The following is a 16,775-nucleotide window of genomic DNA, read 5'->3' as shown; positions in this document are numbered from 1 at the left end:
GTGTAGGGACAGGGCTTGTCCCTGTCCGTGCTTGTCCATGTCCGTTCCGTAGACGGACAACCACAAGGGTTGTCCCTACAGCCTAAGGACAGACCCGAATCACGGACACGGCTCACGGATTTTCCGTCTTTCATCTGTGTGCATCTGTGGCTGAACGGTTCGCTGACCCAATTATTTGCTCTGTAAGTGCTTTTTCTAAAATCATTCTCCGTGTCTCAGTGTCTCTGTGGTGAACGATTACTCGGGCATATAAATAGCAGAGGATAAGGCTATTTTGTCAAGATAAAAATGCCTCCTTTCTCCGATTAAGATTTTACTGCTCTACTGAGCTTTTCAATAAACGCCCTCGCCAATTTGAGGGCATCTTTAACTATTAGAACACTGGTAATAGTTCCTCTGTAATATCCCCATATATGCAGGGTATCATAGAGCATATCAAACTCTCTTAAAAGTCTCCCGTTATAAGCCCCAAACTCTCTTTTTAAAGCCTTCTCATATTCTTCGACCTTTTTGGGAAGTTCTTTTTTTGTATACCCTTTCTGCAATAATAACTCATTAATTGCCTCTAAGATGCCGATATAAGCTGCTCCCATCGCCTGCCTTACATATTTTTTATCGAGATATATGTCATCCTCAATAGACGATTTTTTTAATATCTCTTTTGCATTCTCTAAGTATCTCAATGGTTCTTTCATCTGCTCCATAAGCGCCCTTCCCCCCTTGGTAGAAATTTATACATGATATGCGCCTTTCTGTCAAGAAAAATATGGCTGATAAGAATTTCAGCCTTCGGCCTTCAGCCTATCTACCTGAATAATTCCTCTACATAGTGCTGGGCCGAAAGGGCCGCCACTGTTCCATCACCGCAGGCAGTGGTTATTTGACGAAATACACCTGAACGGATGTCCCCGCAGGCAAAGATACCCCCTCGCGAGGTCTCCATCTTTTCATTGGTGATAATATAACCGCCTTCATCCAGGTCTATTAGATTTGTCAGGAAGTGGCTGTTAGGCCGTAAGCCGGTAAAGATGAAGACTCCGGAAAGGGAAAGCGTCTTCTCCCGGCCGGTCTTAACATCCTTGATCCGCACGCCGGCCAGCCTCTCATCACCTAAGATCTCGGTCACCACCGAGTTCCAGGCAAAATCTATCTTGGGATGATTAAGCGCCCTCTCCTGGAGGATCTTAGCGGCCCGAAGTCGATCCCGGCGGTGGATAATAGTCAGTTTTGAGACAAATCTGGTTAGGAACAATGCCTCGGTAACAGCCGTATCTCCGCCGCCAACCACGGCTATCTCACGGTCTTTAAAGAAAAACCCATCGCAGGTAGCACAATATGAAACCCCTTTACCCCGCAGTTCATCCTCTCCCGGGACACCCAATTTAGCCGGCTGAGCCCCGGCAGCAATGATTACGGCCAGGGTTTTATATTCTCCGGCCGCGGTCTTAACCACCCAGCCTTTTTTATCCGCTCTTTCCATCAGGCCGGTTACCTCTTCGCTTATCCTTTTCAGGCCGAATTTGAGGGCTTGTTCCTCCATTTGGCTCATCAAATCAGACCCTGATATCCCTTTTGGAAATCCAGGATAGTTTTCAATCCAATCCGCTAAGAGGGCCTGTCCACCTGCACCCCCTTTTTCTATCAACAAGGTAGGGATGCGCGCCCGTCCAGTATATATCCCTGCCGTAAGGCCGGCCGGACCAGCGCCTACAATGATAATCTCATACTCCCTGGCTTTTGGCGATCCCTCGCCTGGTTGAAGTCCAGAATCAAATCCCATTTTCTCCCTCCGCTTTTTTTTGGGTGCTGGTCATCGTTTCGACCACTTTAAGACGGTCGACGGTTAATAGCCGGCGAGCTGCCTTCTGTGGACTGTATAGACGGTGTGGACAGCGGACTCTATCCCGACTGGCCGAAACGATGATCAACGTAGGCGAATAATTCTCACGGATAACGCCAATGTTGGGCTATACTTATGGATGTGAGTTCTTATTGTCTGTCGGCTACTGGCTTAGGTGTAAACAACTCACACTTCCGGCCGCTGGCTTCAAATACGGTCATTGATGGCAGGTACCTTGATTTGAAGTTAAATGCCTGGCAAGCATAGGGAAAGTTGCTGTCCCAGGTAATCTTGAAGTGTCTGCATTTATAACATTTTATCTGTCTTGCCTTCTGGCTCATTCTGTCTCAGGTCAGATGCCAGAGGTCAGAGGTCAGCTCCTCTGACTTCTGTCATCTGTCCGCAGGGGACATCTCACGGACAAAAGCCTCTGCTCTATCTTGAGTTTCTATTTGCTGAAGCAATCTGTTAGCATTAGCCTTGTTGGGAAAGGGGCCTAAAAGGACCCTATACCAATTTTGCCCTTTGACCTTAACAGGACCGGCCAGGTAAACAATATCTGTTTCTTCTTTTAAATAACGGCTCCTGAGAAAAGCGACCCTTTGCCAGGCCTCTTTTTCGCTGGTGAAGGCGCCTGCCTGAATAACGAATTTACCCTTCCTTTCAGTAACCGGCTCTTTCTTGGTCTTCAGAGGGGCTTGAGTTTGTTCAGCCACTATTTTGGGAGTTGTTTCTACGGCCTTTGGTTTCTCTTTAAGAGCCGCCCTCTGGATTTGAGGGGCTTGTTGAGGTGGAGTGCCTGATATTTGTTGGTCTGTAGTAAGCTCTATGCCGGCAGGTTCAGCCTTTTGCCCCTCGGCTTCTTTATCTCTGACGGCTATTTCTTTGGCCAACCCTATCACAGAGGTGTCTGATATTGATTTTGCCGCCCCCATATCAGGGGAGGCACGGGGGCCTGCCCCTACAAACCCGGTCACAGAGGTGTCTGATATTGATTTTGCCTCTTCTGGCTCTTTATGATAAGCGCTAAGGGGTATCACTTTCTCCTGAAGATAAGGGGCAAAAGCGAATCTGGCATAAGAGGCTATCCCTCCCCCGATAAGTCCAACCACCATTGTTAATAAAACAAAGAGGGCGGGATTTCTTGTCAACCAGGAGGCGATAAGGGCAAATCTTCTATCTTCGGTGATCTTGAGTAAAATGAAGGTAGTATTATCATCTCCGCCCCTCTTGTTGACCAGATCAATCAACACCCTGGCCGCGGTATCCAGATCATCTCTATATATTTCTATGATCTCTTTAATCTCGCGGTCTTTAACCTTGCCGGTCAGACCATCGGAACAGAGTAAGAATATATCCTTATCCTGAACGGTTAAAGATTTACTGTCAGATTTAACCTCTGCTTCCACTCCCAGTGCCCGGGTAATAATGTTCTTTTTCGGATGGGAGTCTATCTGGTCTTCGGCAATAATCCCTTTATCATATAATTCCTGGACATAGGAATGATCCTTAGTCAATCTCATTATCTCGCCTGAACGGATGAGATAACAACGACTATCGCCTACATGGGCTAAATAAAGCCTTTTATTGTCGCAGTAAGCAGCCACGATGGTTGTGCCCATGCCGGCCAGATTTTGATTTTCAGATGTCTTATGGTAAAGCATCTTATTTATCTTTAAGATAGCTGCCTCTATTCTTTTTAGAATGAAATCTTCAAGTTCCAGGGTAAGCTCCTCTTCTTTGGGGGTGGTTTGGATGAATTTTTTAATCCCTCTCACCGCCAGTTGACTGGCTATCTCACCCCGTGGCCCGCCTCCCATGCCATCAGCCAGTAGACACAGGCATTCCTTTCCTTGGAAAGAGACGTCAAAAGAATCCTCGTTGATTTCTCTGGTTAGCCCAATATCGGTCCAGCCTTTGGCCTCAATTCTCATGGTATATTTCCCCCTGTATGATAATTCAATATAACATCTTTGCTTGCCCTTTGTCAATATGTTTTTTGGCCTGATTCGTCGTTTCGGCCACGGGCCACGCTCAAGAGGCGGCGAGTGGCCTTCTGTGGACTGGGTGGACGGTATTACCAAAAATCCAGTTGACTTTTTTGTTAAAATATGCTAAAAATACAAGTTATGGCTGCATTATTAAGAGAAGTAGAGATTATAGGTTTTAAATCCTTCGCTGAAAGGGTAAGGTTTGAATTCGCTCCTGGAATAACGGCGGTGGTGGGGCCTAATGGCTGTGGGAAGAGTAATATTGTGGAGGCGATAAGGTGGGTTCTTGGCGAGCAGGTGGCTGGTTGGCTCAGAAGTAAGACAATGACTGATGTCATCTTCAATGGGACCCCTAATCGTCATGGCCTTGGAATGGCCGAGGTTACCCTACGGCTTAATAACCCGAAACCACAAAATGAAGCCGGTCCAGTGGGGCTGAAAAGCCAATCCGCCATCGGCCATCTGCCATCCACCCTCGGCCATTCACCATCTGAAATCAGCCATCTACCGTCCGACATCGGCCATCCCGGGTACCCACGAAGTGGGTGCGCAATCCGCAATCCGCAATCCGAAATCTACCATCAGTCATCCGCCATTGGCAATCCGTCATCCGACATTGGCCATTCGCCATCCGCCATCGGCCATTCACCATCCGCCATCGGCCATTTGCCATCCGCCATCGGCAATCCGCAATCTGCCATCCCGGGTACCCACGGAGTGGGTGCGCCATCCGAAATCGAAAATCTGGTGGAGATAAAAAGACGACTCTTCAGGTCAGGAGAAGGGGAATACTTCCTCAATAATCGGCCCTGCCGATTGAAAGATATTCAAGAGATCATCCTCGATACCGGGCTTTCGGAAACAGGGTATTTTTTGATAGAGCAGGGGAGGGTGGATTCCATCCTGAGAAGTAAGCCTGTGGAGAGACGCCATATCTTTGAAGAGGCCGCCGGAGTCAAGGTTTACCAGAATAAAAAAATAGAGGCAGGGGCCAGATTGGCCCTGGCTGAACAGAATCTATTGAGATTAAATGACATCCTTTCGGAAATAGAGCGGCAGGAAAAGTCGCTGGCCAGACAGGTCAAGCGCGCTGAGCGGTATAAAAGCCTGAAATCAAAAATAAGAGAGTTAGAAATTAAGCTAAATACGGCCAGGTATCATTATCTAAAAAGGAAAGAAGCTGAGCTTGTCCATAAGATTGACCACTTAAAGGGTAAGGTCGCCGAGATAGAGAAAGACACCACCGGCTTGGAAGCTGCTTTAGCCGAGGAAAGTGACCGGAGAGAAAAGAGCAAGTCGCTGTTGTTCAAATTCAGGGAATCAATAACTGAAGATAAAGAGAAGCGTCATCAACTGGAGAAGTTTATCCTTGGGTCTAAAGAGAGGCTTTCTTCGTGGCAAGAAAAGGCTAAGGAGACCCAGGCTCGAATAGAATACCTGCAGAGATCTGTCAAGAAAAATGAGGAGCAAGCGTTTAATCAGAAAAGGGAAGGGGAGAGGCTTAAGGAAGAGCTCCAGAAAAACCAGTTAAATCTGGCTGAAATCGAGGAAGCGTTAAGCCAGGCGGAAGAGGGGATAGCCGGGGAGTCAAGGCAGTTAGAGGAGGCCAAGTCTGTCCTGATTGATTATCTTAATGAGACGGCAGGCATCAAGCACGAGCTGGTTAATCTGTCTAAAGAGGAAAAGAGAAAGAAAGGGGAAGCAGAGGTTGTTTTACAACGCCGGATTAAAGAGGGAAACAGGCATCAGGAATTAACTCAAAAGATAGTGGGTCTTAAAGAAAGGGTGCAAATCAAGGAGGACAAGATTAAGCAGAGCAGGGGAAGGATCGCTGATCTTAAAAAGGAAAGGGAGGGTGTTTCTGAAGAGTTATGTAAACTTGAGCGGGAGGTGAATTCACTTAAAGTGCAGCTTGAAGCCGGCTATGCTAAGATTAAGACTTTTAGGGAATTAGAGAAGTCATTAGTCGGTTATTCCGAGGGGACAAAAGCGGTGCTTAAGGCTGATTTTCCTGGTGTGCGTGGACTTATGGCGGATTTTATTTCTGTGCCGGCCGAATATGAAACAGCCCTGGAAGCAGTTCTGGATAGAGCCCTGGAGGCGGTAGTGGTGGAAACCACGGAACAGGCAGCCAATATCTTGAATTATCTGGAAGAGAAAGGGCGGGTGACTTTATTCGTCTTAGACAAGATCCCGTTGGAAGGCGGATTTCGGATGGCGCACCCACTTCCTGGGTACCCGCGATGGGGGAATGATGAGGGGATAATAGGGTGGTTGCGGGGCCTGGTTAAAGTAGATTCGGAGTATCAAGGGCTGATGGATTTTTTATTGGCCGATGTGCTTTTGATTCAGAATACTATGCCCGTAGCAGAGGTGTTTCGTAAAATCGGCGATTTCACACCACCAACGACAGATCTCTTGCCCTCTACGGTCTGTTCCTTTGACGAGCCACCATTCCTCATCCCGGGTACCCACCAAGTGGGTGCGCAATCCGCCCTCGGTAGATTGGTTACCCTTGACGGCACGGTCATTACTCCCTGGGGAATGATCCAGGGGGGGAAAGGTAAGAGTAAGGAGACCGGATTACTGGCTCGAAGACGGATAATCAATGAGCTGGAAGTAGCTATTGATAAGATAAAAGGTCATCTCCATATTGGTGAGCAAGAAAGAAAAGAGGTGGCGGCGGCGCTTGATGAACTGGATAAAGAACTCCGGATAACTCAGGCCGGGCTAAAGGCGGCTGAGATGGAAAAGGTGGCCTTAGATAAAGATGTCGAGGCCTCAGAGAACCTATTGACTGCTTGTATCTCTCACCTGGATCAACTGGTCATTGAGCAAAGAGAATTAACCCATGAGGTGGAGGTTTTGATCAGCCAAAGAGAGGGTTTGACTCGGCAATGTGAAGCCAGAGAACAGGAGGGTAAAAAACAAGAGGCCATAATAAGGGAGCGTCAGCAAGAATTAGATCGCCGGCAAAAAGAGCTTAAGGAAAAAAGGGAATCCCTGAATCAAGCTAAGATCAGTCTGGCTGTCCTGACTCAACAAAGCCAAGAGGTCGAGAAGTCAATAAGCCGCTTAAACAATGAGAAGGAACAATTGGAAGGGTCGCTCCGGGAACTGTCAGGCCGGGAAATGAACTTAAAGGAAGCCCAAGAAAGAGAAGAGGTATCCTTATTAAGGCGGCAGGAAGAGTTAATGGCTTTAGTGGAAGAAATATCTGGGAAAGAAGCCGCCATTGATCAACAAGAACAGGCAAAGAAGGTCCTGGATCAGCGCTGCCGGCAAATAGAAAACGAGCTAAATCTTCTCCGGAAAAAAGGCCTTTCGATCAAAGATGCACTGCACTCGTTGGACTTAGAGAGGGCTAAAGTAGAGGTTGAAGCCAGCAGCATTAATGGCCAGTTAATAAATGAGTTAGGAGCTAATCCAGTGGCGGATGGCGTCACCACTTCGTGGGTACCCGGGATGGCGGAGTTAAACACTGACCAATCCGAACTCTGCCATCTGCCATCGGAAGAGATTGAAGAACTGAAGACTAAATTAGCCGGCTTGGGTGAAGTGAATTTAGCTGCTCCGGGAGAGTATGAAGAGTTAATCAAAAGGAGGGATTTTCTACTTAACCAGAAGGATGATTTAGTCAAGGCCCAGGCTGATCTAAGAGAACTTATTTCCAGGATTGATCGAACTTCCAAAGAACAATTTTTAACCACCTTCTTAGCCATCAGGAACAACTTTTCCGAGATATTTAAGAGGCTCTTTGATGGCGGTGATGCCAAGATACTCCTGACCGATGATGAAGAACCTTTAGAGGCAGGAGTTGAGTTCTTTGTCCAGCCGAAAGGCAAGAAGCTTTCCCACATCTCTCTTCTTTCTGGTGGAGAGAGGTCTCTAACCTCTATTGCCTTTCTTTTCGCCCTCTTTATGATCAAGCCCAGTCCTTTCTGTTTATTAGATGAAATAGATGCCGCCCTGGATGAGGCCAATATATCCCGCTTTATTCGGCTCTTGCGAGAGTTTGCCAAAAAGACCCAGTTTATCGTAGTGACTCATAACCGATTGACCATGGAAGCAGCCAACTGCCTTTACGGGATTACCATGGAAGAGCCGGGGGTGTCCAAATTGGTCTCGGTTCAGTTGGAGAGAGCGGTCATTTGAAGATTTGAAAAGAGATCTAAAAAGTCAAAAAGCACTTGACCGATAACATTGAATATGTTACTTTACCCATATACCCACTATTAACGAAGGAGGATATATGAATTCACCAGTCATACTAAAAACAGACTCAAGAGGAAGGATTACACTTCCTCCAGGATTCAAGAATGAACCATTGTTTGAATGCATTGAAGATAATGGTTGCCTAATCTTGCATCCTGTCCAGACCGTCAGAAAATTTCCAGGAATGGACGGTCTTCCGACAACAACCCTGGGTCCTAAATGGCAACAGGAAGAAGGAGAAATAAATGAAGATATGCGCCCTGGCATTATTGCAAAAACTCCAAAATCAGCTCTGAAAAAATTAAAGAAACAACTATAATGCCTTCTTTAACACCTCTCTTTCAACCAAATTTTGAAATAAAATTCCTAACAAGCTATTCACAGCTAACCGTAAAGGAACAAAAGGCGATTGATAAGGCGATCGCCTTTCTTTCCACAAACCCCCGCCATCCTGCCCTAAATACCCATAAGGCGACAAATGTTAAGGCAAAATACAAGGTGGGAGGAAATGAGGTTTTTATTGCCTATGCCAGTAAGAAGCTCAGAATAACCTTTGAATATGGCCCCCGATTAGGGATGATAACCATAAGAAACTGCGGCTATCATGATGAATGTGAACAAGATATGTAACTCTAAAATGAATAAGGGAGGTAAAAGATGAAGCGAAATTTGTTAATCTGGGCAATTTTGCTTTTGTGGTGGCCAAATCTTGGGGCTGCTCAGATACAGGAGGAAGAGCTGACCCAAATTACGGGAGAGGAGATTCTTTTTACAGAGATTCCGGTAGTCTTTGCCGCCGCAAAGTTTGAGCAGAAAGTCGGAGAGGCGCCGGCCTCAGTGACGGTTATTACGGCTGATGAGATTAAGCGTTACGGCTACTCCACCGTAAGCGAGGCCTTGCGCGGTGTGCCGGGTCTTTATGTTACTTATGACAGAAGTTATACGCACTTAGGCGTAAGAGGATATTATATCCCTGGAGATTATTCCAGCCGAGTTCTGGTCATGATTGACGGAGTGACCGTAAATGAACCTGTCTATGGCGGCAGCGACGTGGAGAATCCCCTAAGTATCGATATTGATTCAATAAAAAGGATTGAGGTGGTTAAAGGTCCCGGCTCAGCCCTATATGGCACCTACGCCTTATTCGGTGTGATTAACACAGTTACCAAAAATGGGACGGATCTTAATGGACTAAAGGTGGCCGGGAATTATGGAAGTTACCAGTTAAAAAAGGGGGGCCTCAGTTATGGAAGGATGTTTGATAACGGAGTGGATGTCTTTATCTCAGGCCATTGGATGGACAGTGAGGGACAGGACCTCTATTTCCCGGAATATGATGATAATGATCCAAAGCACAATAATGGTGTTTTTGAAGATGGCGATGGGGAGGGGGCCTATGACTTTTTTATGAAGCTGGCTTATGGCCAACTAAGCCTTCAAGCCGGATTAAACGAACGGGAGAAAGGCCTCCCCACCGGCGCTTATGAGACAGTCTTTAATGACCCCCGTTCTAAGACGGTTGACGGAGACTCCTTTGTAGAATTGAAATATGATTCTGAGTTAGATGAAACAAAGAATCTTTTAGCCAGGATTTACTATGATCACTATTATTTTGATGGAGATTATATCTTCTGGAAGGAAGACGAGGCAACCGGAGAACCCTACAAAGAGGATGGAGTAGATTGGAGCAGGGCTGATTGGGTGGGTTCAGAGGTTCAATTAAACTGGAAGGCCTCTGAGAAGAATCAACTTGTGGTAGGCGGAGAATATCAGAGCCATTACCGGATTCATCAGAGGTCTTATGAGAAGGGTCTACGGGGGCCAGGGTATTATTTTGAGTATCTGGATGATAAACACCAGGTGAATATCTGGTCCTTTTATTTACAGGATATCTACAAGGTAAGGGAGAATCTGTCCCTTACCTTAGGCGGCCGGATTGACCACTACGCTACCTTTGGTGAAACTACCAATCCTCGGGTCGGCGTGGTCTACAATCCGGGCAAGTATAGCAGCTTGAAGTTGCTCTACGGAAGCGCCTTTCGTGCCCCTACTTTTTATGAACTCTACTACCACGACGGCTATCCTAAGCCGGCTAATTTCCCCACCATGAAACCTAACCCGGACCTTACCCCTGAAACACTTAAGACTTATGAGCTTGTTTTTGAACAAGGGATAGGGGGAAAGATAGAGGCCAGTCTTTCCCTGTATCGGACCAATCTCTCTGATATAATTTCGCAGGTGAAAATCGAAGAGGAGGCTTTTGAGGAACCTCTACTCCAGTTCCAAGATACAGGGAAGGCAAAGGCTAATGGGATTGAGTTAAGCTTGAAAGGCAGATGGAATGGCCTTAAAGGCTATCTTAGTTGTAATTATCAGAAGACAGAAGATGAAAGCAGTCATCGGGAATTAGCTAATTCTCCCAGAAATTCGGCCAATCTCGGCCTTAGTCTGCCTCTTTTTCAGGACAGGGTCTACTTAACCGGCGAAGTTCAGTATATGGGAAAAAGACTAACGGTAAGCGAAGAGGAAGAATGGCTTAGCCCCTATCTGGTTACTAATTTCAGCCTATTTAGCCGGGGGCTCTTACCGAATATGGAGATCACGGCTAAGGTTAACAACCTCTTTAATGAATCTTATGCTGACCCGTGCAGCACAGAATTTAAGCAGACAAAGATTCCCCAGAACCGGCGGAACTTTTTATTGAAAGTAGGGTATAAGTTATGAGAGCCTTCGGCCACTCTTGGGCGTGTCACTTTATGATCATTTTATCACGCGGGATAATATTTTTTATCTTAATCTTGGCGGCTGAGAAGGCAGGGGCGGTTAAGATAACAGACGCGTCTGAGCGAGCCCGGACGGCTGACCGGGTAGTGGTGTCTGTTGTCTTTTCATCAGATCTGGAACCTTACCAGCAATCCTGGCAAGGATTCAAGGAATTTCTTGAGGAAAAAGGCGTGGCTTTGTGGGCCGATGAATACAACTTATTAAAGGAAAAGGAACCCAAAGTAGTTTTCTCACGAATAAAAGAGAAACGGCCTGATATAGTTTTTACCATAGGGACAAAGGCCTTGAAATTAGCCAAAGAGGAGATAGAGAACATTCCGGTGGTATTTTCCGTGGTTCTTGATCCGGGGAAAATTATTAACCCGAATGTTACCGGGGTCTCATTGGATATTTCCGCCAGGATTAAACTGGGAGAAATTAAGAGGATCTTTCCGGATATAAAAAGCATTGGGCTGGTTTATTCGTCAAAAACAACCCCGCTATCCAGGGAAACATTAGACTTATGTAAGGCGCTCGAACTTCAACTTATTACCAAGAAAATTGATACGGAAAAAGAGTTCCCCAAAGTGATTAAGGAGATTTCCCAGCAGATAGACGGTTTTCTGATGATTCCTGATTCTAAGATATATTTCCCTCAGTCAATAGAGTATCTCCTGCTAGAAAGTCTAAGGAAAAAGTTTCTAGTGATCGGACTTTCTTCATCTTACACTAAGGCCGGAGCGCTCATCTCTTTTGACTGCGATTACAAGGAGTTAGGCAGGCAGGCCGGAGAGATTACGTTAAGGATACTTGAGGGAGAAAAGCCGGCCGATATTCAACCTTCAAGACCGAGAAAAATAAGATTTTCCTTGAATCTGTTAGCCGCGGAAAGATTGGGGATAAGAATTCCATCAGCAATTATTGAAGAAGCCAGTGAGGTTTTTGGTAGATGATAACTTACCCCCAGAGAATAGGTGTAAAGGAGACCGATGCGATTCGGTATTGACAAGAAGGTTATTTCCCTGTTTGTCTTATCAGTAGCTATCTTAGGCCTAGCTCTCGGTCTTTATTTCGTCGGCCACGAAAGGGAGGCGCTTCTGTCGGAGCTTGATGAAAGGGCCAAGGCCTTGCTGGGCAGTTTAGCCACCAGCAGCGAATACCCGGTCTTACTTAAAGACGCCGAAGCCCTTTCCAATATAGCTAAAGGCGTTCTGGATCAAAAAGATGTGATATTCTGTGAGATTAAGGATAGCCAAGGGGAGATTTTGTTTCAGGGAGGCGCAAAAGAGGCGAAATATATTAATGAATATAGGGCGCCTATCTTGACTGAGAAGGTTAAGGAGGTGGAAGAAGAGGGGTTGATTTTAGGGGCGGGAGAGAAAGAAACCGAAGAGGTCGGTCAGATATATTTAGTTCTTTCCCTGGACAGTATGAGGGCTAAACTGAGTGAGGCAAAGAAAACCACCGGATTAATAATTACCCTGGGTATCCTCCTTACCTCTCTGGTCATTGCTTTATTGATTAGATACTTTTTAGGTGGGCCTATTAAAAAGCTGGTTATGGGAACAGAAATTGTGGCCGGAGGCGACCTCAATTATAAGGTGCCCGTTAAGACGAGGGATGAAATCGGTGAATTGGCCGCTTCTTTCAATAAAATGACGAGAGATCTTTATAAGTCAAGAGATGAGATTATTTCAGGTAAAGAATACACCGATAATATCATCCGCTCTATGCTCGAGAGCCTCATTGTTGTTTCGCCGGACGGCATTATTCAAACCGTCAATGCCGCTACCCGCGCCCTTTTAGGTTACCAGGAAGAAGAACTGTTCGGTCAGCCGCTGGAAAAGATCTTAGCCAAAGAAGAATTACCGTTCAAGGGCGCCGGGGTGGACGATTTAATTAAGAAAGGGGTTGTCCAGAGTTTAGAGACCATTTATCTCTCCAAAGATGGCCAAGAGATACCCGTGCTTTTTTCGAGTTCAATTATGCGGGATGCGGATAACCATATTCAAGGGATGGTATGTGTGGCTGAAAATATTACCGAGCGCAAAGAGGCGGAAGATGCCCTCAGGGAAAGTGAAAGTCGCTATCGTCTGCTGGCTGAGAACGTGACAGACGTTATCTGGACTATGGATATGAACCTGCGGCTTACCTACATCAGTCCTTCTATTGCCCGTCTGCGGGGCTATAGTGTCGAAGAAGCTCTGTCCCAGAGGATAGATGAGATTTTAACCCCGGCCTCTTTCCAGGTCGTTATGAAGGCCCTGGCGGAAGAGACGGCCATAGAGAATATGGAGTCAAAGGACCTGTTCCGCTCACGGAGGCTGGAGTTGGAGGAGATTTGCAAGGACGGCTCCACCATCTGGGTCGAGACTACCATGACTTTCCTGCGCGATCAAGATACCCAACCGGTAGGGATTCTGGGAGTCACCCGGGATATCACCACGCGCAAGCGAGCAGAGGAAGAATTGAGGAACTACCGTGATCAACTTGAGGAACTGGTAGAAAATCGGACAGCCGAACTCACCAAGACCAATGAACAACTTCAACGGGAAATCACCGAGCGCCAACAAACGGCGGTAAAATTGGAGCAAACCGTGGCAGAGTTGGCCCGTTCCAATGTCGAGTTGGAGCAGTTTGCTTATGTGGCCTCACATGACCTGCAGGAGCCTTTGCGGATGGTGGCCAGCTATGTCCAGCTATTGTCCGATCGTTACCAAGGCAGACTCGATGCCAATGCCGACGAGTTTATTGGCTATACTGTAGACGGGGCAAACAGGATGAAGGTGCTGCTTGACGACCTGTTGGCTTATTCCCGGGTCGGCACGCGAGACATGTCTTTGGAGCCAGCCGACTGCTCGGCTGTCCTTGAAGATGCCCTGGCTAACCTGCAGGTGGCTATTAAGGAAAGTGAGGCGATTATCACTCACGATCCCCTGCCGACGATAATGACCGACGCCTCTCAGCTTGTTCAGTTGTTTCAGAACCTGATCAGTAATGCCATCAAATTTCGCGGCCAAGAGCCGCCGCGCATCCATATCTCGGTCAAGTCAATGGCAGAATACCAAAAGCGGAAGGCGGCCTCAAAATCCGAAATCAAGGAGGGGTGGGTCTTCTCAGTCCGCGACAACGGTATTGGTATCGAGCCGGAATATGCCGAACGCATTTTCCAAATATTCCAACGCTTACATACCAGGGCTGAGTATTCCGGTACCGGCGTAGGCCTGGCCATCTGTAAAAAGATTGTAGAACGCCACGGTGGACGCATCTGGGTGGAGTCAGAACCTGGCAAGGGATCGACCTTTTATTTTACCATGCCAATAAAGGCGTGATGGCAGGGACAGAGGCCTTAAGCCACAGAAGAGCTAAATCCTGCTTGACCGGATTAGTATAATGGGGTATACTAACAATTAACGTAACCGTTCAGCCACTGATTGACACGGATTAGCACGGATAAATAATAGAGGACAGAAGGCGAAGTTGTAGGGACAGAGCTTGTCCCTGTCCGTCCCATAGGCGGACAACCACAAGGGTTGTCCCTACAACCTAATCACGGACACGACTCCCGGACACGGTTTACGGAAATCCGTGTTTCATCTGTGTGCATCCGTGGCTGAACGGTTACCAATTAACAATTGAGGAGGGTAGGCTGATGCGTTTTTTTAACACGGCCGGGCCGGTCAGGTGCGAGGATCATTATTGTCTGCCTCCCTTAACCAGATTCGATCTGGCTGAGATATTAACTCTCATTGACCAGAAGAAATACTTTGTGCTGCACGCTCCCCGTCAGACAGGCAAAACCTCGACTTTGCTGGCCCTGATGGATTATCTGAATCAGGAGGGGAAGTACAGCCGCCTTTACTTCAACGTGGAGATGGCCCAGTCTGCCAGAGAAGACGTCAGTCGGGGGATGAGAACGATTTTGGGCAAAATGGCCTCGCAGGCCCGTGATTTCCTGCGAGACCCATTCTTAGATGATATCTGGGAGGATATGCTAAATAAATATGGGGGAGAGGGCGCCCTGGAGGAGATTCTCAGGCGCTGGGCCCAGGTAAGCCCCAACCCACTGGTGCTTCTGATAGATGAAATCGATGCCCTGATAGGTGATACCCTCATTTCAGTCTTACGGCAGTTGCGGGCCGGGTATCCCAACCGTCCGTCCCTTTTTCCCCAGAGTATTGTGCTGTGCGGGGTGCGGGATGTGCGAGACTACCGCCTTTACTCGGACCGTGAAAAAGCCATCATCACCGGTGGCAGCGCCTTCAACATCAAGGCTAAGTCTTTGCGGTTGGGCAACTTTGACCAGGCGGGAATTGAAACCCTCTACGCTCAACACACCCAGGAGACCGGACAGCAGTTTGCTTCCGAGACACTGGATATGATCTGGGATTTGACCCAGGGACAGCCTTGGTTAGTCAATGCCCTCGGTTATGAGACCTGTTTCGAGATGACCAGGGGCCGGGAGCGATCACAACCAATTACAGTTGAGATGGTGATAGAGGCCAAAGAGAATCTTATCCTCAGGCGGGAAACTCATCTTGACCAGCTTGCCGATAAGCTTCAGGAAGAACGAGTTAGGTGCGTTATCGAACCAATTTTAGCCGGAGGAGGAAAGCCAGACCGGTTGTCCGAAGATGATGTCCAATATGTGGAAGACCTTGGTCTCATCAGCACCAGGGGTCAATTGCGTATTGCCAACCGGATCTACCAGGAGGTCATTCCCAGGGCGCTTACCTATACCACCCAGTTGACCATCAGCCAGGAGCCGTCTTGGTACATTCGGGCTGAAGACGGCCGTCTCGACGCCGATAAGCTCCTGGTGGCTTTCCAGCAATTTTTCCGCCAGCACTCAAAGCACTGGGTAGAGCGGTTTGACTATAAGGAGCCCGGGCCGCAGCTTTTACTTCAGGCCTTCCTGCAAAGGATTGTCAATAGTGGCGGCCGGATTGAGCGAGAGTACGGTCTGGGTCATCTTCGAACTGATTTGCTGCTGATCTGGCCTTATCCTGGTGGTGTGCAGCAAATAGTGATCGAATTGAAGCTGGTCAATGGTTCTCTAAGCAGCACCATTGGAAAAGGGCTCCAACAGACCTGGGAGTATGCCGACCGCTGTGGGACAGATGAAGCTCATCTGGTGATTTTTGACCGGGACAAGAGTAAGACCTGGGAGGAGAAAATCTTTAGCCGGCAAGAAACATACCGGGGGAAGCAAATAAAGATTTGGGGGATGTGAAAAAGGACTACCGGTAGATAGGCTGAAGGATGAAGGCTGCTCAGGTGGATAGCCTTCAGCCTTTTACCTGAGCAGACAAGGAGGGAATCGGTGGACAATATGGTTAAGCCTGTTGAGATCTTGTTGGTGGAAGACAACCCTGGTGATGTGCGCCTGATGAGGGAAGCCCTTGATGGTAATAAGGTGAGTTACAACCTGCACGTGGTTAAAGACGGCGTGGAGGCTATGGCCTTTCTGCGCCGTAAGGGTAAATACGCTGATGCCCCTCGTCCGGAACTCATCTTGCTCGATTTGAACCTGCCCAAGAAAGATGGCCGGGAGGTGCTCGCCGAGATAAAAGCCGATGAAAATCTGAAACGTATCCCGGTGATCGTTCTGACTACCTCAAAGACTGAAGAGGATATCTTCAAGGTTTACGACCTTAATGCAAATTGCTACATCACTAAGCCGGTCAACCTGGAGGATTTCGTGAAGGTAGTAAATACCATCAAAGACTTTTGGTTGACCTGCGTGAAGCTGCCGCCGGAGTGATTCGATGGCGGATTGCAGATTAGGGATGGTGTATCATCAAAGGTAACTACTCAAAACTAAGTTAAGCAGTTAGTTGGGAGACAAAGCAAAATTCCCTCTCCCTTGATGGGAGTGGGTTAGGGGGAGGGTGAACTGGGCGGGAGGGGAAGCTCTTATGTCGACGCTGTCGGTAGAAAAGGAGATGAAACTTAACCCATAGCAC

At 47.5% G+C, this 16,775-nt stretch carries 11 protein-coding genes; 8 read left to right on the top strand and 3 right to left on the bottom strand.

Annotated elements, in window-relative coordinates:
* Positions 1-305: 305 nt before the first annotated feature.
* From AB1797_06770 to AB1797_06760, 3 genes are all read right to left on the bottom strand, one after another.
* Positions 306-704: a DUF5618 family protein gene (locus tag AB1797_06770; GenBank protein ID MEW5767317.1), complete on the bottom strand. Its 399-nt coding sequence runs from the start codon at positions 702-704 to the stop codon at positions 306-308.
* 101 nt (positions 705-805) lie between these two features.
* Positions 806-1,780 carry a thioredoxin-disulfide reductase gene (gene trxB, locus AB1797_06765; protein ID MEW5767316.1) on the bottom strand — a complete coding sequence of 325 codons (975 nt, stop codon included), beginning with the start codon at positions 1,778-1,780 and terminating at the stop codon, positions 806-808.
* A 452-nt stretch (positions 1,781-2,232) separates the two neighbouring features.
* Positions 2,233-3,774: a Stp1/IreP family PP2C-type Ser/Thr phosphatase gene (locus AB1797_06760; GenBank protein MEW5767315.1), complete on the bottom strand. Its 1,542-nt coding sequence runs from the start codon at positions 3,772-3,774 to the stop codon at positions 2,233-2,235.
* 177 nt (positions 3,775-3,951) lie between these two features.
* Here AB1797_06760 and AB1797_06755 point away from each other — a divergent pair, with 177 nt between their 5' ends.
* From AB1797_06755 to AB1797_06720, 8 genes are all read left to right on the top strand, one after another.
* Entirely contained in the window at positions 3,952-7,986 is a 4,035-nt protein-coding gene (locus tag AB1797_06755) for an AAA family ATPase (GenBank protein MEW5767314.1), read from the top strand.
* A 97-nt stretch (positions 7,987-8,083) separates the two neighbouring features.
* The gene (locus AB1797_06750; GenBank protein ID MEW5767313.1) at positions 8,084-8,365 is read left to right on the top strand and encodes a hypothetical protein; all 282 of its coding nucleotides are present in this window, start codon (positions 8,084-8,086) and stop codon (positions 8,363-8,365) included.
* On the top strand, positions 8,365-8,676 hold the full coding sequence (locus AB1797_06745; protein MEW5767312.1) for a hypothetical protein: 312 nt from the start codon (positions 8,365-8,367) through the stop codon (positions 8,674-8,676). Before AB1797_06750 ends, AB1797_06745 begins: the two co-directional genes overlap by 1 nt.
* Before the next feature lie 27 nt (positions 8,677-8,703).
* Positions 8,704-10,770: a TonB-dependent receptor gene (locus AB1797_06740; protein ID MEW5767311.1), complete on the top strand. Its 2,067-nt coding sequence runs from the start codon at positions 8,704-8,706 to the stop codon at positions 10,768-10,770.
* Between the two features lie 32 nt (positions 10,771-10,802).
* Positions 10,803-11,762, top strand: coding sequence for an ABC transporter substrate-binding protein (locus AB1797_06735; protein ID MEW5767310.1), 960 nt, complete (start codon positions 10,803-10,805; stop codon positions 11,760-11,762).
* A gap of 36 nt (positions 11,763-11,798) precedes the next feature.
* Positions 11,799-14,141 (top strand): PAS domain S-box protein, encoded by a 2,343-nt coding sequence (locus AB1797_06730; protein MEW5767309.1) that lies wholly within the window; start codon positions 11,799-11,801, stop codon positions 14,139-14,141.
* A 320-nt stretch (positions 14,142-14,461) separates the two neighbouring features.
* Complete coding sequence (locus tag AB1797_06725; protein MEW5767308.1) at positions 14,462-16,042, top strand: AAA-like domain-containing protein; 1,581 nt, start codon at positions 14,462-14,464, stop codon at positions 16,040-16,042.
* A 99-nt stretch (positions 16,043-16,141) separates the two neighbouring features.
* Complete coding sequence (locus AB1797_06720; protein MEW5767307.1) at positions 16,142-16,573, top strand: response regulator; 432 nt, start codon at positions 16,142-16,144, stop codon at positions 16,571-16,573.
* Positions 16,574-16,775: the final 202 nt, after the last annotated feature.

This window comes from bacterium (assembly GCA_040753085.1).
Classification (GTDB): domain Bacteria; phylum UBA9089; class JASEGY01; order JASEGY01; family JASEGY01; genus JASEGY01.
The sequence above is the reverse complement of the archived record's forward strand: the minus strand, read 5'-3'. Positions and strand labels throughout refer to the sequence as shown.